The following is a 23,755-nucleotide window of genomic DNA, read 5'->3' as shown; positions in this document are numbered from 1 at the left end:
CAAAGCATCCATTACTTTTTAATCGATATAATCAATATCGCTTTATTTTTTATGTGTAATAATTATAGCCGAATCTTACTTTTTTTTAATCAATTTGGTTAAAAAATATCTTGTTTTAAAGTTGCGTTTTTAAAATCCTATTAAATTAATTCCTATCAGAGAAAATAGTTAGCTAAAACCATTTTCAATAGGGTGAACTAACTATTTTTTTGTATCTTTTATGAGGATAATAATATGTATTAACTCATTTTTTCTAATCCCTGCTTAGCGATCGCAATAACATTTTTTAAATCGACGCCTTGCGCTTTAGCAGCAAAAATACAACCACAATAACATTGTCGATAGACATCATATTCTTTGCAAAGCTCGATAGAACGTTTATAACCATTATTTTTTTTAAAATCAGAAGGTAGATAATTCACCGAAAAAATTTCTTGAATTTCAAAACCCAGTTGATTGATTTTCTGGCTATTTTTTTTAGGACTTAACGTCAATGCACTCGCAAAATAATCGTATCCCAATTCTTGCGCTTTAATCGCTGCCAAATCTAACCGCATTTTATAGCAGAGATGACAACGCACTCCTCCTTCGGGCTCATCACGCAAATGCCCAACTTGTTTAACAAACTCTGCTGGTTGGTAAGGTGCTTCTAAAAACTGGACATTATGCCCTGTTTTCAGGTTAAAATCGTTGATGAATTTTTGTTGAACCAGACTACGGTGTTCATATTCAACTCTTGGATGAATATTCGAATTGGCAAAATAGATAGTAATATCAGCATACTGCGCTAAATACTCTAAAACATAGGTACTACATGGTGCACAGCAACTATGAATCAATAATTTAGGGCGAACTGCTTCGTGCTGCCAATCCGCAATGACTTCTTGTAAAACAGAATCGTAATTGATTTTGTTATGAGGATTTAATTTTTCCAGTATATTTTTAGCATTAATTAACATGATGACTCGTTTATAATTTTGATGATTAAAGTCTTTTTAAGCTGCGCTATGATATAGCGATAAACGCAACCATTCAAGCTTAGCATGTAATTTTTTATACTGAAACGAAGGTAATAACTAAAACTTTTTGATAATCTAATTATGACGTCAATAGCGTGCTTTTACTCAATAGTCATTAAACCTGAAGATTATTCAATCATCTAACCTTATTCATTGATTAACTTAATTAAAACAGACAGTTATACTGATTAATTATTCATCTCAAAATCGATATCAATAATATTAGTGCCCTGACACTTTAGAAAATAAGTTTATAATAATTACCCCAAACATGATAAATCCCATACCGATTACAGCCGCTAAGTCCAAAGTTTGTTTCATAAAGATCCAAGCAATCAAACTAATAAGCACAATACCAATTCCTGACCAAATCGCATAAGCAATGCCTACGGGAATGGTTTTTAATGCTAAGGAAAGAATATAAAATGATGCGCTATAACCAACAATTGTAATAATAGAATAGATAAGATGGGTAAACCCATTCGATAATTTTAATGAAGATGTAGCGATAACTTCACAAATAATAGCGAAAAAAAGATAAAAATATGCATTCATAATAATACCTATAGTCATTTGAAAAACAAATTTACTGGTTAAGTTTAAAACCTTAACGTTTTGATGTTTTATTAACCTATCACACCTTAATCAATAATATTAAAGCTTAATTATGGTTTCATTTCATCATGCTAATTTGAACAAACAGGTAAACTTGAAAGCTATCAAAGCTAGAAAATTATTAAAAAGGAATATTAAATGGTGGGTTGTGAGGGGATCGAACCCGCGACCAATTGATTAAGGGTGTCGAGTTCTTGAAAATCAAGAAACCATTAAATAAATATAAATCAATAAACTATAGACAATAATCGCTCCCGAAAATGTAAAGCTTTTAACATTATTTTAGTTTATTTTATATTATTTACGACACAAATATGCCACACTCCAAACTATCCTATCAATAACCATTTCAAATTTCCTTATTAATTTTATCACCGCACCTACAAAATATCATTTACATTTACATTACAAAACCGTTTGTGACCTCTCCTCATGTATAATATCAAACAAAAATTTATTACACAATATAGTAAATTTTGACATATCTGAAAACAAATAGTTGTTATTTATGAATAAATTATCGCTAATCAATTCAATCAAATATATATATTTAACAATCGACGATATTTTAAATTATATTAGTGAAAAATTAATTAATAAGAACATTTGTTATAAAGTTGAATAGAGCGATTGACAGATAGAATAGAATTACTAATTTATGTAAAAAATTAAAAATGGATTTTGAGATTTTAACAGCAATTGATGGGCGTGAATTAGATGAAAATTTTATACGTGCCAACGTTTACGATTATAAAAATTGTTTTTTGACGAATGGAGAAATCGGTTGCGCTGTGAGTCATATAGGGGTGTATAGAGAAATTATAAAAACGGAGGTTGCCATATGCGCTAATTATTGAGGACGATGCTATCCTCGATAATAGAGTTTTAGATTTTATAAGTGCATTTGAAAAAACAAAAAACGGGATGTTTTTACAGACTGATGACGTTGAGTATGCAAAAAATAAAAAGATAAAACTCGGCGAGTTTAATGTTTTCCCAATATCCAAGGGAGGTTCGCACAACCGGCTATATTATCATGCTAAAAACCGCTCAAAAAATGGTTGATTTTCTAATGCCAATCAGATACGGGGCAGATATGTTTGAAATTTTCAGAACCAGCGGTGACGTAAAAATTTACGTCACGTCACCCTGCCACATCTAATTGAAACCAATGATCGCGATAAGAACGATTCCTCACTAAAGGTGGAGAGCAAATTGGTTGTTGCTAATCGAAAATTATCGACAAAAATTATATAATATAGAAAAAAGACCCAAAATGCATTTTATTTTTTCGATACTGCAAATATTTTCAAAAAAACCAAAATATCGTCATTACCACCAGTACTAAACGCTAATCAGGCGGGTACGTGAATCAATATCAACACTATTAACGTCAATACACGTTAATAGTATTCGGTATTTTTCCACGATTTCAATTATGTAACCTTATCACCCACGGACATTTCGAGATCAATTGTATCCTGTAAAAACTCAATTTTTTTGTTAGTAATGTCATTTAATTTTTGTTTTTCAGGTTATTTTCGGCGATAATCCGTTCGGCTATTAAAACAAAAATCTACGGCAACGGGCTGGCCTTGTTTTTCCGGCTGTATAACGCATTTTGCTGTTTGCTACTTAAATAGTTTTTTGTGATATTCAGCAGTAATTTCGATTGCGTTTTTAGGTATTTTACTGATATTAAAATCATAGAATTCGTTGTGATATAAATGATAAAAAATAGTCATGTTACCTCCTAATAACCACAATTTTGACTGAAGAATTTGTGTAATTATTGCCAGTTTTACCACAAACTCGTACAAATGATGTCGAGTTTCTGGATTGCACTCGCTATGTGGCACCCACTGTACGCGTTGCTAGCTAGCGCAAAATAAATAAACAGTTGATAACGTCATAGGGAGAGCTATAACCGTTCCTACTGGATAGACCAATCGGCATCATTATTATTTGCTATTTGATGCATCGCTTCGCGGGTATCAAACATGAAAACTTTTCAGCGAGGAATTAGTTTTAAGAATCAATAAATTACCAGCAATGAAATGCTAGTTCTTACAAGACGCGCCAGAGAATCAATTATTATCGGCGATAACATTGTGTTTACGGTTATTTCAACGAACGGATGTTATTCGCGAATCGGAATAGACGCCCCAACAGACGTCCCTATCCTAAGGGATGGTCCTAAAAATAAACAACCATCTAATTCGATCGCGGAGAAATAAAATGGAAAAACTACAGTAATATCTGAACATTTTAGGAGCTACATATGCATTGGGTTAACAATAATTTAATAGATGATAAAAACGAAAATTTGGTTGGATGTAACGAGGCAGTGATTGTTGGGATTAGACCGAAATCCGCATTTATGACAACAACAATAATGACATAACCGACGAGGATTTAACTGATTGGGAGTTTGCTGAGATCCCAGATCTGGATGCGAACCGCGAGGATTGCGAAGAAAAAATCGTTATTGTTTCTAGAAAATTAAACGTTACTGGCACAGTGTAATTAATTTATAGTAACAACAGTCGCTATAGCGCTAATAATTGGATTGAAACAATGGTGTAACCCTACGATACAGATGCAAAATGAATTCCTTTTACATTTATGTACCTTATATAATAAGATTGAAGTAAATCTAATAAAAGGAAATTTTTATGAAAAAAATAACAATATTGTTTATGTGTTTATTTTTAAGTGGATGCAGCTCTATTTTTTCACAAATTTGGGGAAATAAATATTATAAAAGTGATGTGACATTTATTATGCTTAATGAGGATGGCTCAAAAAAGTATCCTCGTCCATCCGATGCTATATTATTCGCTAGTTTAAAATGGGACTATTTTTCGTACCGTTACGATGCAGGTAATGCAATAGTTGGGATGCCTATTATCACTTATGAACACTCAGATGAAATGATTAAAAAATTAGTCATTTTCCTAAAATGGGCTAAGCTTCCATACGAAGAACAGTTGATCACCTTAAATGAAACGCAAAATTCATTACCGAATAATACCCCCAATAAACCCAATGGAAAAACATCTACTACGGATTTTTTCTTATTCCATGATAACGAAAAAAAACCATATTTAACATTTAAAAGGAACCCGTCTTATTTTTCATTATTCCCTGATATGTATTTTTCGATAAGTACTGACTCAGCAGTTAATATGATACATGAAATTTTTTATATTCAAAAGATGAGAAGAGCTTACGAACAAGAGCATAACCTCAAATAGGTTTGAGGTATATTATTAAAGAGGGCAGTTCGCCCTTTTTTAATTCTCAAGACCTCTTGATAAGCATATTTGTAACTCCACTAACCTAAAAGTAACCAAACCTTTTCACTCTTTTACCTAAAGGATAATAATTTTGAACATGATTGACAAACACGTCATTGACGTTTACTGTGGATCTTGCATGTTTTATTTAGATAAACACGACGACCGAGTACTGTTTTGCGCTATACGAAACGAGAGCCACATTTTATGTGATGACCCAACATTAAAATTAGTCCAGATGTTCAACTCGATTTTACAGATTTACTACCCCCTATGAATTATTCTATTTGGTCTGTTTTAATCCTCCCCCATTTGATTTAGGTTGGACATAACAGTTGTTTAAATGAAATGAAACAGATAAACAAGTTAAAGATATTTTATTACCAACTGTTAAGGCCCCATTAGCGGTAAACGCTCCAACACGCATTGAGTATCGTTTATCAAATAACCAATAATAAAGTAATAAAAATGGAAATTATAACCCTAAAAGAAGCGTTGGAGATGTCTAAATTATTGTACTCATACCTATATGAACACAAAATAGAGTATTGTTTTTCTTCTCAATCTAAATCAGAAAGAAAATCTGAAAATGTTTAGCCTATAAAAAAGAATTTGAAGAAAAATTTATATCGCTTCATAAAGCCAACCGGCTAACCTTTAAGAAAAAGGAGGTAAAAAAATGTCAATTAAAAAGCGAGGCGATGTATGGCATATTGGCATCGTCGCACCGGGTGGCAAAAGAATTAGGCGATCTACTGGCACTACCGACAAAAAACAAGCGTTAGAATATCATGATCGATTGAAGTCTGAATTGTGGGAGATGTCGAGATTAAATAAAAAACCGGAGAGATTTTTAGAAGATGCGGTTATTTTATTTTTACGAGACGGTCAAGATCAAAAAAGTTTCAAAACAAAACAGTCACGAGCTGAATATTTGTTGAAGTATTTTTCTGGTCGAGAATTATCATCAATCACGGGGGAGGAAATCCGTGAATCTTTACCTGTGAAAGTTGAAAGAACGGGCAAGCCCGTCTCCAATGCGACATTAAACAGATATCGAGCGGACATAATGCTCATGTTTTCATTGGCGCATAAATCGGGCTGGATCGTTGCCGTTCCGTATGTACCACGATCCAAGAAGCCGAATGTACGGGTTAGGTGGATAACACGAGAAAAGGCGGTTTTGCTCATTCAGAATTTAAGTCTGGACTTGATGAAGATGTGTGTTCTTTTGCGTAATCAACAGGTGCACGTATGACCGAAATTTTTACGATGACATGGCATAATGTGGATGTAGTTAACAGGATAGCATCAGTCACAAATGATAATGCAAAATCAAGTAAAGCTCGTTCACTGATATTAAACTTAGACGCATTAGCGTTGATACGAAAACGACGTTTAAAAAATGATTGTGAGTATGTTTTTACGAGAGATACGCTAAAACGAGTTTATGACATTGATCGTCGTGATTTTAATAGGGCGAGTGAATTGTCCCGTATACAAGATTTCACATTTCATGATTTACGTCACACGTGGGCCAGCTGGCACACCACTCTATAAGCTCAAAGATCTTGGCGGATGGGAGACGATAGAAATGGTGAAAAAATACGCCCACTTGAACACCGAACACTTGCTACAGTACGGCAGTAATGTCACATTTGCGACACAAAGCACAAGTGACATTAACGGCACAATTTTACAGACAGCGTAAAATACTTATAAATCATACTTTTATGGTGGGTTGTGAGGGGATCGAACCCGCGACCAATTGATTAAGAGTCAACTGCTCTACCGACTGAGCTAACAACCCATAAAAGTATTTTCGAAGTATATAGTAAACTTAATTCAAAAGCAAATTAGCTATACAAATTTTTTTTGTAAGACATTGATATTAATCTTAATATATCATTTCTTACCTTAACGGCTCATGGTCTAATTGCACATACAAGATGTATCATTTTATACTGGAGGTACTTTATTGACCTTGATAGCTATCAGTTAACATACAATTTCAGATATCATCGATAAGCAGTTATGTAGCAAGGTAAAAAAATCTCTCGCTAATTTAGCGAGAGATTTTATTGACAAGACTATAAATTTTTAATCGCAAGATATTGTTCTTGCAACTTGGTTTTATCATCAATATAGCCTTGTTGTTTTTCTTTCTCTTTGGCAACGACTGCTGCCGGTGCTTTATCTACAAAACTAGCATTCGATAATTTACCGGCAATACGGGCTATTTCACCGTCAATACGGGCTATCTCTTTTTCAAGACGCGCTAATTCATCGTCTTTATTAATTAAGCCAGCCATTGGCATTAATAGCTCAGCGCCATCCACCAATTTAGTTACTGACAATGGCCCCGTTTCACCCTCATCTAATAATACAATTTCGGATAATCTGGCTAACGATTCAATGAAATTGATATTATCACTGATGATTCGATGAACTGTAGGCGAAGCTTTACGAATCAATAGTTGCAATGGTTTACTTGGTGCAATATTCATCTCAGCACGAATATTTCGAACAGCAATAACCACATCTTTAATCCAGTTAATATCCGCAACGGCTTGGTCATCAGTATGCTTGCTGTCAAATGCAGGCATCGGCTGTAACATAATGGTATCGGCTTTAATCGCCATTAATGGTTTAACACTTTGCCATATCTCTTCTGTAATAAAAGGAATAATTGGATGTGCAAGTCGTAATAATGCCTCAAGAACGATGACTAAGGTATGACGGGCAGCACGTTGTTCGGATTGTCCACCATTGGCTAATACTGATTTAGTCAATTCTAAATACCAGTCACAGAACTGATTCCACGTAAATTCATATAAAATATTAGCAGCTAAATCAAATCGATAAGAATCAAAAGCTTCACGATAAGATTTTACGGTTTGGTTAAATTCAGCTAATATCCATTTATCCGCTAATGAATAAGCCAGATCGCCACCTTTGAAACCACAATCATGTGCTTCGGTGTTCATTAGCACATAACGGCTAGCATTCCAAAGTTTATTACAGAAGTTACGATAACCTTCTAAACGTTTTAAATCCCAATTGATATCACGCCCAGTTGATGCAAGCGCCGCTAAAGTAAAGCGTAATGCATCAGTACCATGTGCTTCTATCCCGTTTGGAAACTGTTTTTCCGTACGTTTGGCTATTTTTTCAGCCAATTGAGGTTGCATCATATTACCCGTACGTTTTTCCAGTAAATCAGCAAGTGATATGCCATCAATCATATCTAAAGGATCAATAACATTTCCTTTAGATTTAGACATTTTTTGCCCTTCTTCATCACGAATCAAGCCAGTCACATAGACTGTTTTGAACGGAACTTGAGGTTTGCCGTCTTTATCTTTAATAAAGTGCATGGTCATCATGATCATTCTAGCTACCCAGAAGAAGATGATATCAAAGCCTGTAACTAAAACATTCGTTGGATGAAAAGTTGCTAAATCATCCGTATTTTCTGGCCAACCTAATGTTGAGAATGTCCAAAGCGCAGATGAAAACCACGTATCAAGTACATCTTCATCTTGAGATAAAATAATATCGTCAGATAAATTATTTTCACGTCGAACTTCAGCTTCATCTCGTCCAACATACACACGACCTTGCTCATCATACCAAGCAGGAATACGATGTCCCCACCATAATTGACGTGAAATACACCAATCTTGAATATCATTCATCCAAGAAAAGTACATGTTTTCGTACTGTTTTGGTACAAATTGAATATCGCCATTTTTCACCGCATTAATAGCTGGCTCAGCTAACACTTTAGCTCGAACATACCATTGGTCAGTTAACATTGGTTCGATCACAACTCCACCACGATCACCATAAGGAATGGTTAAATCATGCGGTTCGATTTTTTCTAAAATAGCTTGAGCTTCACATGCAGCAATGACCGCTTTGCGTGCTGCAAAACGCTCTAAATTTTGGAACTCAGACGGAATATCAGTTGAATAGATATCACTTGCTTCACCATTGGTATCAAAAACTTCAGCTTGTGCACGAATATCACCGTCAAATGTAAAAATGTTGATCATCGGTAATTGATGTCGACGACCGACTTCGTAGTCATTGAAATCATGCGCAGGTGTAATTTTTACACAACCGGTACCTTTGGTCATATCAGCATGTTCATCGCCAACAATCGGAATACGACGGTTAACAAAAGGCAATATCACATAGTGACCAATTAAATCTTTGTAACGCGGATCTTCAGGATTAACAGCCACACCGGTATCCCCAAATAGCGTTTCGGGGCGAGTAGTTGCAACCACTAAATAGTCTTTGCCATCAGCAGTTTTTGCGCCGTCAGCTAAGGGATAACGCAAATGCCACATAGACCCTTTTACTTCACGATTTTCAACTTCTAAATCAGAAATAGCTGTACGTAACTTAGGATCCCAGTTTACTAAACGTTTACCACGATAAATTAAATCCTCTTGATAAAGCCTTACAAATACCTCTTTAACGGCATTAGATAAACCTTCATCCATGGTAAAACGCTCACGATCCCAATCAACCGAATCACCCAAACGACGCATTTGCTTAGTAATGCTTCCTCCTGATTCGGCTTTCCATTGCCAAATTTTTTCAATAAAAGCTTCACGACCATAATCATGACGGGTTTTACTTTCTTCGGCTGCGATTTTACGCTCTACCACCATTTGCGTTGCAATACCAGCATGGTCAGTACCAGATTGCCATAATGTGTTATGACCTTGCATACGATGATACCGAATCAACGCATCCATAATCGTTTGTTGGAACGCATGTCCCATATGTAAACTACCTGTCACATTAGGTGGTGGAATCGCTATGCAATAGCTAGGCTGGGATTTGTCACCGTTGGGTTTAAAATAACCGCTCTGTTCCCAATGTTGGTAAATGGGCTGTTCGATTTCTTGTGGATTATAAGTCGAATTTTTCATATAAATGCATTAATCCTAATTCAAGGCATAAAAATGGAATTATTCTACTATAAAATAGATAAACAATAAATTGGCTTAATACTATCATAAAGTATTAAATTTACTGTTTGAAAACTTAATGACCAAGCATAGCAATACTAGCCATTATGTACATAATATGGGTATTGTTTTCAGATTAAAACCACTTTCTTTATACGTTTTATACCTATTTCTGGCAAGTGATTTCAATCGTTCCTCAACAGGCACAAAATCAATAATATCATGATATAATCCAGAAAATTCAGGGAACTGTTCCTGCAAATTAATCAATAATTGACGATTACCACTGCTGCGTTTTTGAGGCCAACAGATTTCAACAGGTGATCCCCCTTTCATTCCTTCACCGACTAAATTATGAGGAACAAAATTATCGGTATCCAGTTGCCAAAGGTATTCATCGATACGTTCAGCTTGAACTTGATCTTGGCAAGCAACCAACACTCTTTGTTTTGCTTGCCATGCCTCGACAATTTTTTGGCAAGCGAGTTTTTCATAAAACAATATGCCTGTTTCGCTTGCTTCTGTTTGGTTTTCTAACAGATAGAAAATCACTTTTTTCATAAAAATAGTAATGCCGTCTTATTGATCTAACAAATATTGAATCAACATAGCAACCGGTCGCCCTGTCGCACCTTTGTTTGCACCTGATTTCCATGCTGTACCCGCAATATCTAAATGTGCCCAATGGTATTTTTGAGTAAAACGAGACAAGAAACATGCCGCTGTAATCGTACCACCATCACGCCCACCAGCATTGACAATATCGGCACACGTTGATTTAATCTGATCTTGGAAATCATTATCCATTGGTAAAGCCCATGCTTTATCATCCGCTTTGTTGGATGCATGCACTAATTGTGTTACTAACTTTTCATCATTTCCCATCACGCCCGTATAATGATGTCCTAAAGCCACAATACATGCACCAGTTAGCGTTGCAATATCAATCACCGCTTTTGGATTAAAACGCTCAACATAAGTTAGTGTATCACATAAAACTAAACGACCTTCCGCATCTGTATTAATCACTTCAACCGTTGTACCTGACATTGTCGTTAAAATATCGCCAGGACGATAAGCATTACCATCGGGCATATTTTCACATCCAGCCATAACACCAACCACATTAATTGGTAAATTTAATTCTGCTACAGCTTGCATTACGCCATAAACGGTAGCTGCGCCACACATATCGTATTTCATTTCATCCATACTTGCAGCTGGTTTAATTGACAAACCACCAGAATCAAACGTTAATCCCTTACCGACTAAAACAATAGGTTGCGCTTTTTTGTCTTTTGCACCGTTGTATTCGATAACTGTCATTATCGATTCATTCTGTGAACCTCGACCTACAGCTAAATAAGCATTCATATTTAATTTAGCGAGCTCTTTTTCACCTAAGCACGTCGTTTTTAATGATTCATAAGTTTTGTCTAGCAATTTACCCTGTTCTGCTAAATATTGTGCATTACAGATATTTGAAGGCATATTAGCCAGCGTTTTTGTAGCCAAGATAGCATCAGCAATAATTTTACCCTGTTGTAAATTGCAACTAATCGATTGCGTTTGTTCTTTATCACCATAAATCAAATTAACTTTAGCAAGATTCAGTTTGGGTGCTTTTTCCGTTTTGAATAGATCAAAGTGATACGTTATATCATTCACAATTTGCGGTAATTGTTTTGCAATGATTGAACTATAGGCAGTATTGACGGTTAGTAAATCCCAAGTGATGCTCTTAATATTTTTAGCAACTAGCTCTTTCACCACATTTTGAATCACTTTTTTGGCTTTTGAAAAATCAAATTCTTTACATTTGCCACAGCCAACCAATAATAACTTTTGAGTAAAACCAGTTATACAAGGGTACAACAGAGTGGTTTTTCCTAATTCACCACTAATATCACCACTTTTAATAAGTTGGCTAATCATGCCATGAGTCAATTCATCGATTTCATTAACAATGTCTGATTGTTTCTTACCTGAATCTATTGAAATAACTAAACATTCTGTTTTTTGATTCGTTAAAGTATGACTGTTTTTGATTAAGAATTCCATAATGTTTCTCGTGTAAAAGATAATGCGAATAGTAATATTTTATCGATTCATCATGGGATAGCAACAAAAAGATAACTAATTACTCTTATTTCAGTTTATAATAATTAGATCTGAAAAAACGTTTAATTTTGTATAGGTAAAATGTGATAATTCGTCGATATTTAGTTAAAGAGACATTGAAAACACAAGGTGCTATTTTGTTTATCTTGCTCCTTATTTTCTTTTCTCAAAAATTAATTAAAATTTTATCGAGCGCGATCGAAGGAAATATTCCTCGTGACTTAATCATGCCCTTGTTAGTCTTGGGTATTTCTAATATGGCTGATTTGATTTTACCTTTAAGTCTTTTTTTAGGGGTGCTTATTACATTTGGCCGCTTATATTCAGACAGTGAAATGGTTGCTATGCATTCCTGCGGCGTGAAAAAAAATGTCACTTATCAAGTCGTTTTTTTACTATGTATCTTCACCTGCTCGTTAACAATGCTAAATACTTTATGGTTCGGGCCTTGGTCAAATATCAAGCAAAGTCAATTAATTGAAAATGCTAAATTAAATCCAAGTTTAGCGGGATTATTATCCGGACAATTTCAACAAACTCCTGACGGAAATTCGGTCATCTATATTGGTAATGTCAATAATAACAATTTAGAAAATGTTTTTATCGCTAAAGTAAAAACTAAAGATAACGAAAGACCCTCGATCATAATTGCGAATAAAGGCAAAACCGGCCATGACAAAGAAGGCAATCAAATTATTACGTTAGAAAGCGCCAATCGTTACGAAGGAAACATACAATTACAAGATTTTCGTATATCAAATTTTCATAATTATTTGGGAATTATCAAACCTAAAGAATTGGATATGAATAGTGATGATGAAAAAATTGATGTACAACAGCTCGGATTAACTGAATTGCAAACGCTGAAAACGCCCAAAACCAAAGCTGAGTTTTATTGGCGGTTAACACTGATTGTTTCCGTTCCATTAATGGCTTTTTTAGTTATTCCACTGAGTGTCACAAATCCAAGGCAAGGCAGGCTTTCGCAAATCTTACCCGCTTTACTGCTCTATTTGGTCTATTTTCTGTTAGCCAGTTCAATAAAAGCAAATGCTGGGAAAGGCCGTATGGATGCTGAATTTTGGTTTTACTTAATTAATATTACCTATTTTATTATTGCATTGATATTAAATTGCTGGGATAGCATCTTCATGCGTAAACTTCGTCTAAAATTCAGTAAATCATAAAGGGGAAAAATGTGTTTTCGATTTTAGATCGCTACATTGGTAGAACAATTTTAAGCTCAATAGGTCTGAGCCTGTTTTTACTTATTAGCTTGTCAGGGATTATTCGTTTTATAGACCAACTCAGAAGAATAAAAGGTGATTATGATGCTTTTTCAGTTGGTATATATACGGCCTTAATGACACCTAAAGATCTGGAAACTTTTTTTCCAATGGCAGCATTGTTAGGCGCCTTAATTGGATTAGGGTTACTGGCATCTCGAAGCGAGCTTATCGTTATGGAAACGTCTGGTTTTAGCCGTTTTAAAATTGCAAAAGCCGTTATGAAAACGGCTATACCATTAGTGATTATTACTATGGCAATCGGTGAATGGGTAGCCCCTGAGTGTGAACAAACTGCCCGTAATATGCGTTCTGTAAAAATATATGGCAATTCGTTATTAGCTGAACAAGGTAGTTTATGGGCAAAAGATGGAAACAATTATATCTATATTGGTCGTGTTAATGACGATAATTCCATTAACGATATTTCAATTTATGCGACAGATAATAATCAATTATTGTCTATAACCCATGCTGATTATGGCATATTTAAAAAAAATGAATGGACATTAACGCAAGTTGAAAAAAATGACTTTAGTGATCCGGTTAAAGTAAATGGAACAAATCTGATGTCCATGAAATGGGAAACTAACATCACGCCGGATAAATTGAACATTGTTGCTTTTGATCCTGACTCGCTTTCTGCTACAGGACTTTATAAATATTCACAATATCTGCACAACTCGGGACAAGATACGAGCTATTATGATTTACTTTTCTGGAAAAAAATCATAAAACCGGTCTCTGTTGCTGTCATGATGTTACTTGCCCTCTCGTTTATATTTGGCCCACTGCGAAGTGTGTCAACGGGTGTTAGGGTCATCATCGGCATTAGTTTTGGGTTTATTTTCTATATAGCCGATAACTTATTTGCTCAAATGAGTATCGTTATTGGTATCTATCCAATCATAGGATCGTTAATAACCAGTTTTGTTTTTTTACTGATAAGTTATGCACTATTTAAAAGAAGAAATTAAACCAACATACCCTTAATGTTTGTTGATCTTATTATTTACCATTTAACGCCTATCATTCAATAAATGAATGATAGGAAATCAAGATTTATGTTTTTCAAAAAGAGATAAATATTCCCCATACCCCTCTTCGACCAGTTTATTAACCGGAATAAAACGTAAAGCAGCAGAATTAATACAATAACGCAATCCACCTAACGCTTTAGGCCCATCATTAAAAACATGCCCAAGGTGAGAATCCCCTATTACGGATCGGACTTCGGTTCTATGCATACCATAACTGTTATCTGCTTTTTCAAGAATATGATGATCATTAACAGGACGAGAAAAACTTGGCCAACCACATCCAGAATCAAATTTATCGTAAGAAGTAAATAAAGGTTCACCGGATACAATATCGACATATAATCCTTCTTCATGATTATCATTAAACTCATTTTCAAACGGTGGTTCTGTGCCATTTTGTTGCGTCACATGATATTGCATAGCGGTTAATTTAGAAATGGCTTGGTCTTTCGTAAGTTTATTCATAAGTCACCTAATAGCTAATATTGAAGAACTTAATTAGCAAAACAGCCTTTAAAGCTAACTATTTTGCCAACATCGATTGTAAAACTTTATCTTTAAGCCAAAAGTAATGATATAAAGCCCCGAGAATATGTACCAAAATTAATACGGCTAGCAAATATGAACTGACTAAATGAGTGCTATGGAAAAACAGATAAAACTCATTTGGCATATCGATAGCAGGGATGGAAACAAGACCAAAAACATTGAGCGGGCGACTACTCATCAAATACCCAGATAACGGAACAATTAACAGAAAAATATAGATAAAGCCTTGGGTAGATTTTGATAAAATTCGCTGTAGTCTTTGATGTTTATCTAAAACATCAGGGATACCATATTGGATAATTACTTTAATACGCCATATTGTTACAATGAAGACTAAAACACCAATTGATTTATGTAACAAATAGATATTCGGCATCCCTCCCAAAAAATGAGATAGAATGATTTTAAACATAATCAGCAAAAACGCTAATATAACTAGCACTGCTGATAGCCAATGTATTAATTTTTGTTGACTTCGATACTGAGGGTAATCTTGCATAACTTACTCACTTTTAGGTTTAGATTTATCTTGCCAATGCTGTGACAAAAATGACGAACGCCCGGACAATTGATAATAACGATTGTAATGTTGTGACTGTTTTTTATAAAAGTCTTGATGATACTCTTCAGCTGGATAAAAAGCGACAGCGGGTTCAATAGCGACTTGAATCGGGTGAGTAAAACGACCACTTGCCTCTAACTCTTTTTTCGATTCTAGTGCTAAATTATGTTGGAATTGATTATGATAAAAAATAACCGGACGGTAAGAATCTCCTCGATCAGCAAACTGACCATGTTGATCCGTAGGATCAATTTGTTGCCAAAAAATATCTAATAACTTTTTATAACTAATTTTCTTTGGATCAAACGTAATTTGAACGGCTTCAGTATGTCCGGTATCACCTTGACATACTTGTTCATAGGTAGGGTTTACTACATGCCCACCCGTATAACCCGACACCACACTAATAACACCTTCGTATTGATCGAACGGTTTGACCATACACCAAAAACAACCGCCGGCGAATGTTGCTTGCTCATATTGTTGCATAATAATCTCCAATAAAAATGATTTTAAAAGACACCCCTTGAAAAAGCTTAAAAAATCACCATTTCACAAGCTAACCATCTCAGTTTTAGGAGGATCGAATATGGCTAGTGGTTGGGCATCTGACGATGCCGTTAATCAACAAATTGAAAGCACCATTGCAGATGCTATCGAAAATGCTAGACGCCAACTTAAACAAGGTGCTCAAAGTGCTGATTTCTGCATTGAATGCGGTGATCCTATTCCAAAAGCACGAAAGCTTGCATTACCTGGCGTACAATATTGTTTAAACTGCCAACAAGAACTGGATAAAAAGTCTGCTAAAGCGGCGATTTTATATAATCGTCGAGGCAGCAAAGACAGTCAACTACGTTAATATTTTGTTTATTGCCTAATTATAAAATTCATTGTGATGTTGAAAACTGAAAATCCGCAACTATTTTCGATTTAATAAAATCGTTATCTTATAAAAGATAACACGTTTTGCGCTTATTAACACCTTTAAGTTAATCACTTTTTTTAGATCAGCTTACATATAAAGATAAGGATTAAATCATGATTAGAGCGTTACTGATTTCATCATGCAACTTTCATAAGTAGAAAAACAAGCAACGCTCCTTTTTTTATACTATTCATAACCAAAACACATAGATAGCGAATGTATTTTAGCAATGGTCATCTACTTTTTTTTATCTGGATGAGGATCTTTTACTGAATCGCCCTGTCCTGAAACAATATACCAACCATTTTTGATATGTGGTTTTTTGTTATGATCCGGACATGGTGGCAAGGATTTTTTACTTTGATTGGAAAAAGTATAACCGCAATCAGCACACTTATAAGTGCCAGCTGAAACATCACTACCGTATGAAGCAAATTTTTGTACCATTATTAGCTCCTCGTATGTTGTAGGTTAGTGATAAGCACATTACTTATCACTATTATATATAAACGTCTATCAGTAAAAAATCAAGTTTAGATTTGATTAATTTACAATCCAACTGACAATAATTTTCTCATTAATTTTTCAAAAATTAGATATAATAAAACCTGCATTTCAAGAAAAAACACGTTTTTAACAAAAATTCTTCATAAATTAGAACTCACTAAATTTAATCTCGACCATTTTAAATTTAATTTTTTATTTCTCTAAAAAGGCATGGATCAATGCCACTTAAAATAACTTTTTAATTTGGAGGTTGGAAATGTATTTACTACAAATGGCACCGAAATTTTTACTTGCACTCATCATTTTGCTTATTTACGTGAAACTATCGGGTAAAAGTCAAATTGCCCCGATGTCTCAGTTAGATCAGGTTGGTAGTATGGTAATCGGTGCGTTAGTCGGGGGAGCTTTACTCAGTCCAACCGTTTCAGCTTGGGAAGCCGCTGGGCTTGTAGCAATTTGGGCAGCGTTATTAATTTTAATTCGCTTTATTAAATCAAAAAATTCTCGATTAAGAGATGCGATTGACGGTGAAGCAATTCAGTTAGTTAAAAACGGAAAATTATTAACAGATAATTTTGCCAAGGCAAACTTGCCTGTACGTGATTTTGAAACTTTAGTGAACATACAAGGAATATCCTCATTTAGTCAATTAAAACAAGTTTGGTATGAATTAAATGGTTCGCTAACCATTATTAAGAAAGGTGAAAAAGATATTGCTGAACTGATCATCGAAAATGGCTGTATTAGTCAAGATAATCTTGAACAACTCAAAAAAGATGAAGATTGGCTCATGCAGGAAATCCATAAACAAGGATATGAAAAAGTCGAAGACATTTTTTGTGCAGAATGGTTTGATAATAAACTCATCATCTACCCATATAATAAAACTAAAGATAAGTCAGCTTAAAACCCACTTAAAAAAATAATCACCTAATTAAATTAACTTTAGCTAATTAAACTTGTTAGTTAAAGTTATTTAATTGCACATTGGGATCCATAATATCTTCTATCGTATACTTTTCGAGCTCTTTCAAAAATGCTTCTTTAGCATCCGACAGATAGTATTTTAAACGACAAGCAGGACTGATATGACAAAATGATAAACTGCAATTAAGAAGATTTAGCGGTTCTATTTGTCTAACCACAGTACCAATATTAATCAGTTTTTTTTCTATTTTTAATTTAATGCCACCATTTTTTCCTTGCTTGGTCTCGACATAACCTAATTTACTTAAATTATAAACGACTTTAACCAAATGATTTTTAGAAATTTTAAAATAATGACTAATATCTGCGATACTGACTAGCTGATCACCATCTACCGTGGATAAATAAAGAAGCACACGTATACTGTAATCGGTAAAACTTGATAATTGCACTGATTTTTCCTATCTACTTAAAAAACTTATCATCTCACATTATAGGCAATATCAATGATTAAATTAACCCTCTTTTTATGACTAATTAAATTTTTATTACCAAGTTAAAAAACTAAATTATCATGGTGTTATCCTCATCAACAATATGAGGATAACAATCAGTTTAAGTTTTGTTATGCTGCACAATAATTTAGTATTTGATTTAGATCTTTACTGGCTTGAGAAGTCATACGAAGATCAAATTTATCTTGTAAAATATTCAATATATTGTCGGTTAAAAATTCAGGCATTGAAGGCCCTGCATAAATTCCTTTGATACCTAGCGACAATAATGTCAATAATATAACTATAGCTTTCTGTTCAAACCATGATAAAACCAAAGTCAATGGTAATTCATTCACGCCACATCCAAAAGCTTCAACCAACGCCAATGCTAATTGCACTGCGGAATAAGCATCATTACATTGCCCAATATCAATTAATCGAGGAATGCCGTTAATATTGCCGAAATTTTGCATATTAAACCGATATTTACCACAACCTAAAGTTAAAATAACACTATCTTTAGGGACTTGATTTGCCATTTCGGTATAATAATGCCGTTCACTTTTACTGCCGTCACATCCACCAATTAAAAAGAAATGCTTAATATTACCTGCTTTAACTTGTTCGACAACCGTTGGTGCTACATTTAATAAAGTATTACGGGCAAAGCCGACAGTAATAAAATGCTCTAATTCCGTGTAATCAAATCCGGGTTGGTTCAATGCACACTCAATAACGGGACTAAAATCATCTGTTTCAATATGAGTGACACCTGGCCAGCCAACCATACTTCGGGTAAAGATGCGCTCTGCATAGCCTTTAGTAAAAGGATTAATAATACAGTTAGACGTCATAACGATAGCACCAGGAAAATTAGCAAATTCGGTCTGTTGATTTTGCCAAGCTGTACCGTAGTTTCCAACTAAATGTGAATATTTTTTTAACTCAGGATAAGCATGAGCCGGTAACATTTCGCCGTGTGTATACACATTAATGCCTTTATCTTGAGTCTGTTCTAATATCAAACGCAAATCATGAAAATCGTGACCAGAGACAAGAATACATTTACCTTTAACAGGTCTAGTATTGACTTTAGTTGGGATAGGATCGCCAAAAGTATTGGTAGCGCCGGCATCAAGCATTCCCATTACTTTATAATTCAATCGTCCTATTTGCATGGATAATTGAAATAATTTATTAATGTCAGAAGGATTATCGCCAAGAAAACTCATCATTTCATGATATTCGGTGTAAATATCTTGATTAAATTGCCCCAAAACAGCAGCGTGTTCCATATAAGCAGCTGCCCCTTTCAATCCATATAGTGCTAATAAGCGCAGTCCAATGACATCCTTTCCGACTTTATCTTGATCGTGCTTTAACATCACTAAAGAAGAAAAATCCAATAATTCTTGCTTAGTTTTAGGAAAATTTAATTGGGCTACATAGGTTAACGCAGGTAAATGTTCATTAAATTGTAGTACAGCAACTTTGGCTAGCTGTTCTAATTTTTGAGAATAGATATCGGCTTCTGCAAGATACGCCAACATTCTGTCTGCATCAAAATTCACATTAGTTAACGTTGAGAAAAATGTTTGTGCACACCATCTATCGATTTGTCTGTCCACAATGTCATGTCTACGACAAATGGCCGCCCAAAATGAAACCTTTTGCAAACTGGCGACTAAAACATCTTGAAGATCAGAAACTTCTGCTGTTTTACCACACATTCCTTTAGAATAACTACACCCTTTTTCATTTGATTTTATTATTGTTTGCTCACACTGAATACAAAACATTATTACTCCTGTTTTCTTTCCTCTTACTAAAACAGGTATATAAAATACATGTTTAAAATAAAAAAGAAAAGTGAATTTACCAATTTAATTTTTTTAATAAACGTGAAAAATTTGAACTTATATTGAAACTAAGAGTCAGAATTCATATTGTTATGCTACTTAAAAGATAGACAGTTTGATAATTACAATTAAGGAATACTAGAAACCCTTCGCTCATCCTAAGCCTAGTTAGGATGTTGTCTGATGAATTCGATAAAAATCGGTTTTCAAGCCAGATCGAAAATTTGCTTTTCCATTCATTTCTTAAATAAAGAATTAAAATTATTTACTTATTTTAACTTAATTCAATAGGTTACATGTAAGAAATATCTAATATTAATCGCCAAAATAAATTTGATTAAGTGATTAAAATCAGAAATAATGCTAAACCGATTATTTTAATCATGCATGATTATTGATTAAATATTAATTGATATTCATGTCATTATAAAAAAGGTGAACTACAATATACTTAGACGGGTAAGCAGTTTGTTATAAATACAAACCATAAAAGATGACATCAAATGTTAATGGAGTAAATATCCTTGGTTGTTCCTCAAGTTGACCGAACCCAGTCAAATGACAAGTAATTGTTGTTATTTAAGCATCAATTTAATGCCATTAAAAACAAAAAAATAATCTCAAAAATAAAATCTTAACCTAGTATGCGTTAATCTATTAAGGAATAGAGGTTAAAATCTTAAAATTAATGAAGTTTTAACAGGAAAGAAATATGTTTACTGATTCAAACACTAAACAAATAAGTTTTTGTTTTCATACTCAGAAAAAAAAATTTATAAAATGGAAAAAATTAGCCAAAAAAGCCAATATGACGTTATCAGACTGGATTGTAAAAAAACTTAATTCAGACATCGATATTGTGTTACGGGACATTGTTCTTCCTAATGATATCGAAAAAGATGACAGATGGCTGATAAAATTAACTATACCCTCAGTGATAAAAGGTTATTGGGTCTATTGTTCAAGAGAAAGGAAAATGAAATTAGTTAAATGGATCACCAATAAATTAGATTCCTAATAAGGAATTAATCAAGACCAACTTTTACAGAATAATTCTATAACGCAACGATAAGGTTATAGAGAAACAGACTAAAATAAAACGGAAATATGATAAACATTGAGCGGTTAATCAATTTTTTTTAAATTTCTATTGACGTAGAAATTAAGATGGGTAAAATGCACTGCATTCGAAACGCATTTATTTTTAACGAATCGTTTTGAGCCCGGGTGGTGAAATCGGTAGACACAAGGGATTTAAAATCCCTCGGCCTTTTTGGCCGTGCGAGTTCAAGTCTCGCCCCGGGCACCACATCTATCTCTCTTTATCCTTCTTTCATCGACTTATTTTATCACTGTCTTAACGACACCTTTGTAAGCATATTATTACTAACTTATATCAACATTTTACTAAAAAACTTTATCAATCATTTAATTAAAGATGTTTTAGTTGTTTAATAAAATTCAATTTTTTAGATAAGTCAGATCCACTGCTTGAACAAAAATAATGTAATCATCCATAATGTTTAATGGATCAATAGCTAACGGCTGAGTATGCTCAAAAAATAGCGCTATAATTAAACTTTTTAGTGACAAGATTAGTTTGGTAAGGAAATGTTATTGGAGTAACTTTTATCTATGATATTAACAACTCTAAAATGAATTATTGCTTAGAACGCAGACCCAAAATTTTTGGGTCTGAAGATTAAACACTAAATGACGAACCACAACCACAAGTCGTTGTTGCATTAGGATTATCAACCACAAAACGTGATCCTTGTAATCCTTCTACATAATCAATGGTACCGCCAACTAAGTATTGTAAACTCATAGGATCGATAACCAACGATACCCCATTTTTCTCTATGGCTAAATCATCTTCGTTTACTTTCTCGTCAAAAGTAAACCCATACTGAAATCCACTACATCCTCCACCTGTAATATAAACCCTTAATTTAAGATTTGGGTTTTCTTCTTCGGTGACTAACGCTTTTACTTTATTCGCTGCAGCATCAGTAAAATTAATTGGTAAAGCATTGCCCATTTTATTCTCCTACTGTCTTGATCTGCTTATTATATACTGTGTAAAAAAGAAATTACAAAATGAAAAACTCTATTATTTAAATTTTTGTTTAGTTGCTTGAAATAATTTTGAAACTATGAATAAATACCACCATATTTCTTCAATGAGAATACAACATATGTTTACAAAATCATTAAAATCCGAAATATTCTTTCATCAAGCTTTATCCGTTTTACCTGGTGGCGTAAATTCACCAGTACGGGCTTTTAATGGCGTGGGTGGAATACCCTTATTTATTGAACGTGCCAACGGTGCTTATATTTATGATGTTGATGAAAAAGCCTATATCGATTATGTAGGCTCATGGGGGCCAATGATCCTTGGACACAATGATCCAGATGTAGCTGACGCAGTCATTCACGCTGTGCGTAATGGACTCAGTTTTGGTGCTCCGACCGAAATTGAAACTAAAGTCGCCAATTTAGTCACTGAACTTATGCCATCGATAGAGATGCTACGCATGGTCAACTCAGGTACTGAAGCAACCATGAGTGCAATACGCGTGGCACGGGGTTTTACCGGGCGTGATAAAATCATTAAATTTGAAGGATGCTATCATGGTCATGCTGATTATCTATTGGTAAAAGCAGGATCAGGAGCCCTTACTTTTGGACATCCGACGTCACCCGGCGTACCTAATGATTTTGTTAAGCATACTTTAGTATGTGATTATAACAACCTTGAATCAGTTAAAAAACAGTTTGAACAATATCCAAATGAAATTGCCGCGATTATTATTGAGCCCGTTGCCGGCAACATGAATTGTATCCCGGCTAAAAAATCGTTTTTACAAGGATTAAGAGCGCTTTGTGATGAATATGGGGCATTGTTAATTATTGATGAAGTGATGACAGGATTTAGGGTAGCACTAGGTGGAGCGCAAGATTATTATGACATTGTCCCCGATTTGACTTGTTTAGGTAAAATCATTGGAGGGGGAATGCCTGTGGGCGCATTTGGTGGTCGTGCAGATATCATGCAACAATTAGCGCCAACCGGACCAATTTATCAAGCTGGTACGCTTTCGGGTAATCCTGTTGCCATGGCAGCCGGATATGCAACCTTAACCAAATTGATGGACGTAGGTATTTATCAAGAATTAGAGGAGAAAACTAAAACGCTAACAAACGGACTTTTATCCGCTGCCAGACAGCATAAAGTTCCTTTTGCGGTTAATCAAGCGGGTGCGATGTTTGGATTTTTCTTTACAAATGCTTCCGAAGTAAGCAGTTATCAAGATGTAATGAATTGTGATATTGAATTATTCAAAAAATTCTATCATCATATGCTCACTGAAGGTGTTTACTTTGCACCGTCAGCTTTTGAAGCAGGTTTCATGTCACTTATGCACACAGATAAAGAAATCAATCATACTATTGATGCAGCAAGTCGTTTTTTTAGTAAGATAAGTTAAATTGATGACACAAAGTTTTTGATACCATTAGCGATTAAAATATTAAACTATTAACATAGGTAAT

At 34.3% G+C, this 23,755-nt stretch carries 21 protein-coding genes, 2 tRNA genes and 1 pseudogene; 11 read left to right on the top strand and 13 right to left on the bottom strand.

The features are described 5' to 3' along the window. Positions 1-239: 239 nt before the first annotated feature. Together ACGH6P_RS01985 and ACGH6P_RS01980 are read right to left on the bottom strand one after the other, a co-directional pair. A complete protein-coding gene (locus ACGH6P_RS01985) occupies positions 240-959 on the bottom strand; it encodes an epoxyqueuosine reductase QueH (RefSeq protein WP_411596589.1) in 720 nt (239 codons plus the stop codon). A 282-nt stretch (positions 960-1,241) separates the two neighbouring features. Continuing rightward, positions 1,242-1,574: a DMT family transporter gene (locus ACGH6P_RS01980; RefSeq protein ID WP_411596588.1), complete on the bottom strand. Its 333-nt coding sequence runs from the start codon at positions 1,572-1,574 to the stop codon at positions 1,242-1,244. A 707-nt stretch (positions 1,575-2,281) separates the two neighbouring features. Here ACGH6P_RS01980 and ACGH6P_RS01975 point away from each other — a divergent pair. The 4 genes and pseudogenes from ACGH6P_RS01975 to ACGH6P_RS01960 all read left to right on the top strand — a co-directional run bounded on the left by ACGH6P_RS01975 (position 2,282) and on the right by ACGH6P_RS01960 (position 6,644). Then, positions 2,282-2,491 carry a glycosyltransferase family 25 protein gene (locus ACGH6P_RS01975; RefSeq protein WP_411596694.1) on the top strand — a complete coding sequence of 70 codons (210 nt, stop codon included), beginning with the start codon at positions 2,282-2,284 and terminating at the stop codon, positions 2,489-2,491. Between the two features lie 1,200 nt (positions 2,492-3,691). Further along, complete coding sequence (locus tag ACGH6P_RS01970) at positions 3,692-3,871, top strand: carbon storage regulator (RefSeq protein ID WP_411596586.1); 180 nt, start codon at positions 3,692-3,694, stop codon at positions 3,869-3,871. Between the two features lie 438 nt (positions 3,872-4,309). After that, a complete protein-coding gene (locus ACGH6P_RS01965; RefSeq protein ID WP_411596585.1) occupies positions 4,310-4,891 on the top strand; it encodes a hypothetical protein in 582 nt (193 codons plus the stop codon). A gap of 721 nt (positions 4,892-5,612) precedes the next feature. Further along, positions 5,613-6,644 (top strand): annotated as a pseudogene (locus tag ACGH6P_RS01960) (tyrosine-type recombinase/integrase). 23 nt (positions 6,645-6,667) lie between these two features. Here ACGH6P_RS01960 and ACGH6P_RS01955 read toward each other — a convergent pair. The 4 genes from ACGH6P_RS01955 to ACGH6P_RS01940 all read right to left on the bottom strand — a co-directional run bounded on the left by ACGH6P_RS01955 (position 6,668) and on the right by ACGH6P_RS01940 (position 11,982). Continuing rightward, a tRNA-Lys gene (locus ACGH6P_RS01955) sits at positions 6,668-6,743 on the bottom strand. Positions 6,744-7,023: 280 nt separating this feature from the next. Beyond that, positions 7,024-9,882, bottom strand: coding sequence for a valine--tRNA ligase (locus tag ACGH6P_RS01950; RefSeq protein WP_411596584.1), 2,859 nt, complete (start codon positions 9,880-9,882; stop codon positions 7,024-7,026). Between the two features lie 144 nt (positions 9,883-10,026). Next, positions 10,027-10,482, bottom strand: a complete 456-nt coding sequence (locus ACGH6P_RS01945) for a DNA polymerase III subunit chi (protein ID WP_267350779.1) — start codon at positions 10,480-10,482, stop codon at positions 10,027-10,029. Between the two features lie 18 nt (positions 10,483-10,500). Next, positions 10,501-11,982, bottom strand: coding sequence for a leucyl aminopeptidase (locus ACGH6P_RS01940; protein WP_411596583.1), 1,482 nt, complete (start codon positions 11,980-11,982; stop codon positions 10,501-10,503). Between the two features lie 143 nt (positions 11,983-12,125). On the opposite strand from ACGH6P_RS01940, the gene lptF reads away from it, so the two are divergent. Continuing rightward, the gene (gene lptF / locus ACGH6P_RS01935; RefSeq protein WP_411596582.1) at positions 12,126-13,229 is read left to right on the top strand and encodes an LPS export ABC transporter permease LptF; all 1,104 of its coding nucleotides are present in this window, start codon (positions 12,126-12,128) and stop codon (positions 13,227-13,229) included. Between the two features lie 11 nt (positions 13,230-13,240). Beyond that, a complete protein-coding gene (gene lptG / locus ACGH6P_RS01930) occupies positions 13,241-14,305 on the top strand; it encodes an LPS export ABC transporter permease LptG (RefSeq protein WP_065558221.1) in 1,065 nt (354 codons plus the stop codon). Positions 14,306-14,383: 78 nt separating this feature from the next. On the opposite strand, the gene msrB is transcribed toward lptG, so the two are convergent. The 3 genes from msrB to msrA are packed head-to-tail and all read right to left on the bottom strand — an operon-like array spanning position 14,384 to position 15,968. After that, positions 14,384-14,833: a peptide-methionine (R)-S-oxide reductase MsrB gene (gene msrB, locus ACGH6P_RS01925; protein ID WP_411596581.1), complete on the bottom strand. Its 450-nt coding sequence runs from the start codon at positions 14,831-14,833 to the stop codon at positions 14,384-14,386. A gap of 58 nt (positions 14,834-14,891) precedes the next feature. After that, the gene (locus ACGH6P_RS01920; RefSeq protein ID WP_411596580.1) at positions 14,892-15,416 is read right to left on the bottom strand and encodes a cytochrome b; all 525 of its coding nucleotides are present in this window, start codon (positions 15,414-15,416) and stop codon (positions 14,892-14,894) included. 3 nt (positions 15,417-15,419) lie between these two features. Continuing rightward, entirely contained in the window at positions 15,420-15,968 is a 549-nt protein-coding gene (gene msrA, locus ACGH6P_RS01915) for a peptide-methionine (S)-S-oxide reductase MsrA (protein WP_267350773.1), read from the bottom strand. A 100-nt stretch (positions 15,969-16,068) separates the two neighbouring features. On the opposite strand from msrA, the gene ACGH6P_RS01910 reads away from it, so the two are divergent. Continuing rightward, positions 16,069-16,341 carry a DksA/TraR family C4-type zinc finger protein gene (locus ACGH6P_RS01910; protein ID WP_411596579.1) on the top strand — a complete coding sequence of 91 codons (273 nt, stop codon included), beginning with the start codon at positions 16,069-16,071 and terminating at the stop codon, positions 16,339-16,341. A gap of 303 nt (positions 16,342-16,644) precedes the next feature. Here ACGH6P_RS01910 and ACGH6P_RS01905 read toward each other — a convergent pair whose 3' ends face one another. Beyond that, positions 16,645-16,854 (bottom strand): hypothetical protein, encoded by a 210-nt coding sequence (locus ACGH6P_RS01905; RefSeq protein WP_065558216.1) that lies wholly within the window; start codon positions 16,852-16,854, stop codon positions 16,645-16,647. 316 nt (positions 16,855-17,170) lie between these two features. On the opposite strand from ACGH6P_RS01905, the gene ACGH6P_RS01900 reads away from it, so the two are divergent. After that, a complete protein-coding gene (locus ACGH6P_RS01900) occupies positions 17,171-17,821 on the top strand; it encodes a DUF421 domain-containing protein (RefSeq protein ID WP_411596578.1) in 651 nt (216 codons plus the stop codon). Positions 17,822-17,876: 55 nt separating this feature from the next. On the opposite strand, the gene ACGH6P_RS01895 is transcribed toward ACGH6P_RS01900, so the two are convergent. Then, positions 17,877-18,293 carry an Rrf2 family transcriptional regulator gene (locus tag ACGH6P_RS01895; RefSeq protein WP_267350772.1) on the bottom strand — a complete coding sequence of 139 codons (417 nt, stop codon included), beginning with the start codon at positions 18,291-18,293 and terminating at the stop codon, positions 17,877-17,879. Between the two features lie 173 nt (positions 18,294-18,466). Continuing rightward, a complete protein-coding gene (gene hcp, locus ACGH6P_RS01890; protein ID WP_411589728.1) occupies positions 18,467-20,137 on the bottom strand; it encodes a hydroxylamine reductase in 1,671 nt (556 codons plus the stop codon). 772 nt (positions 20,138-20,909) lie between these two features. Between hcp and ACGH6P_RS01885 the strand changes: the two genes are divergently transcribed. Together ACGH6P_RS01885 and ACGH6P_RS01880 are read left to right on the top strand one after the other, a co-directional pair. After that, complete coding sequence (locus ACGH6P_RS01885; protein ID WP_065558212.1) at positions 20,910-21,215, top strand: hypothetical protein; 306 nt, start codon at positions 20,910-20,912, stop codon at positions 21,213-21,215. A gap of 203 nt (positions 21,216-21,418) precedes the next feature. Further along, positions 21,419-21,506: transfer RNA gene (locus ACGH6P_RS01880), tRNA-Leu, on the top strand. 393 nt (positions 21,507-21,899) lie between these two features. Here ACGH6P_RS01880 and erpA read toward each other — a convergent pair. Next, a complete protein-coding gene (gene erpA / locus ACGH6P_RS01875; RefSeq protein WP_065558211.1) occupies positions 21,900-22,238 on the bottom strand; it encodes an iron-sulfur cluster insertion protein ErpA in 339 nt (112 codons plus the stop codon). A gap of 157 nt (positions 22,239-22,395) precedes the next feature. Between erpA and hemL the strand changes: the two genes are divergently transcribed. Continuing rightward, positions 22,396-23,691 (top strand): glutamate-1-semialdehyde 2,1-aminomutase, encoded by a 1,296-nt coding sequence (gene hemL, locus ACGH6P_RS01870; RefSeq protein ID WP_267380637.1) that lies wholly within the window; start codon positions 22,396-22,398, stop codon positions 23,689-23,691. Positions 23,692-23,755 lie beyond the last annotated feature (64 nt).

This window comes from Gilliamella sp. CG25 (genome assembly GCF_046635705.1).
Classification (GTDB): Bacteria; Pseudomonadota; Gammaproteobacteria; order Enterobacterales; family Orbaceae; genus Gilliamella; species Gilliamella apicola_I.
The sequence above is the reverse complement of the archived record's forward strand: the minus strand, read 5'-3'. Positions and strand labels throughout refer to the sequence as shown.

Excerpts from the sequence above, each read along its gene's own strand:
- hemL (WP_267380637.1), top strand. The coding sequence starts at position 22,396 with ATGTTTACAAAATCATTAAAATCCGAAATATTCTTTCATCAAGCTTTA.
- ACGH6P_RS01910 (WP_411596579.1), top strand. The coding sequence starts at position 16,069 with ATGGCTAGTGGTTGGGCATCTGACGATGCCGTTAATCAACAAATTGAA.
- msrB (WP_411596581.1), bottom strand. The coding sequence starts at position 14,833 with ATGAATAAACTTACGAAAGACCAAGCCATTTCTAAATTAACCGCTATG.
- ACGH6P_RS01920 (WP_411596580.1), bottom strand. The coding sequence starts at position 15,416 with ATGCAAGATTACCCTCAGTATCGAAGTCAACAAAAATTAATACATTGG.
- ACGH6P_RS01965 (WP_411596585.1), top strand. The coding sequence starts at position 4,310 with ATGAAAAAAATAACAATATTGTTTATGTGTTTATTTTTAAGTGGATGC.
- ACGH6P_RS01900 (WP_411596578.1), top strand. The coding sequence starts at position 17,171 with ATGTATTTACTACAAATGGCACCGAAATTTTTACTTGCACTCATCATT.
- hcp (WP_411589728.1), bottom strand. The coding sequence starts at position 20,137 with ATGTTTTGTATTCAGTGTGAGCAAACAATAATAAAATCAAATGAAAAA.
- erpA (WP_065558211.1), bottom strand. The coding sequence starts at position 22,238 with ATGGGCAATGCTTTACCAATTAATTTTACTGATGCTGCAGCGAATAAA.
- ACGH6P_RS01985 (WP_411596589.1), bottom strand. The coding sequence starts at position 959 with ATGTTAATTAATGCTAAAAATATACTGGAAAAATTAAATCCTCATAAC.
- ACGH6P_RS01905 (WP_065558216.1), bottom strand. The coding sequence starts at position 16,854 with ATGGTACAAAAATTTGCTTCATACGGTAGTGATGTTTCAGCTGGCACT.
- ACGH6P_RS01940 (WP_411596583.1), bottom strand. The coding sequence starts at position 11,982 with ATGGAATTCTTAATCAAAAACAGTCATACTTTAACGAATCAAAAAACA.
- ACGH6P_RS01970 (WP_411596586.1), top strand. The coding sequence starts at position 3,692 with ATGCTAGTTCTTACAAGACGCGCCAGAGAATCAATTATTATCGGCGAT.
- ACGH6P_RS01950 (WP_411596584.1), bottom strand. The coding sequence starts at position 9,882 with ATGAAAAATTCGACTTATAATCCACAAGAAATCGAACAGCCCATTTAC.
- msrA (WP_267350773.1), bottom strand. The coding sequence starts at position 15,968 with ATGCAACAATATGAGCAAGCAACATTCGCCGGCGGTTGTTTTTGGTGT.
- ACGH6P_RS01980 (WP_411596588.1), bottom strand. The coding sequence starts at position 1,574 with ATGAATGCATATTTTTATCTTTTTTTCGCTATTATTTGTGAAGTTATC.
- ACGH6P_RS01885 (WP_065558212.1), top strand. The coding sequence starts at position 20,910 with ATGTTTACTGATTCAAACACTAAACAAATAAGTTTTTGTTTTCATACT.
- ACGH6P_RS01945 (WP_267350779.1), bottom strand. The coding sequence starts at position 10,482 with ATGAAAAAAGTGATTTTCTATCTGTTAGAAAACCAAACAGAAGCAAGC.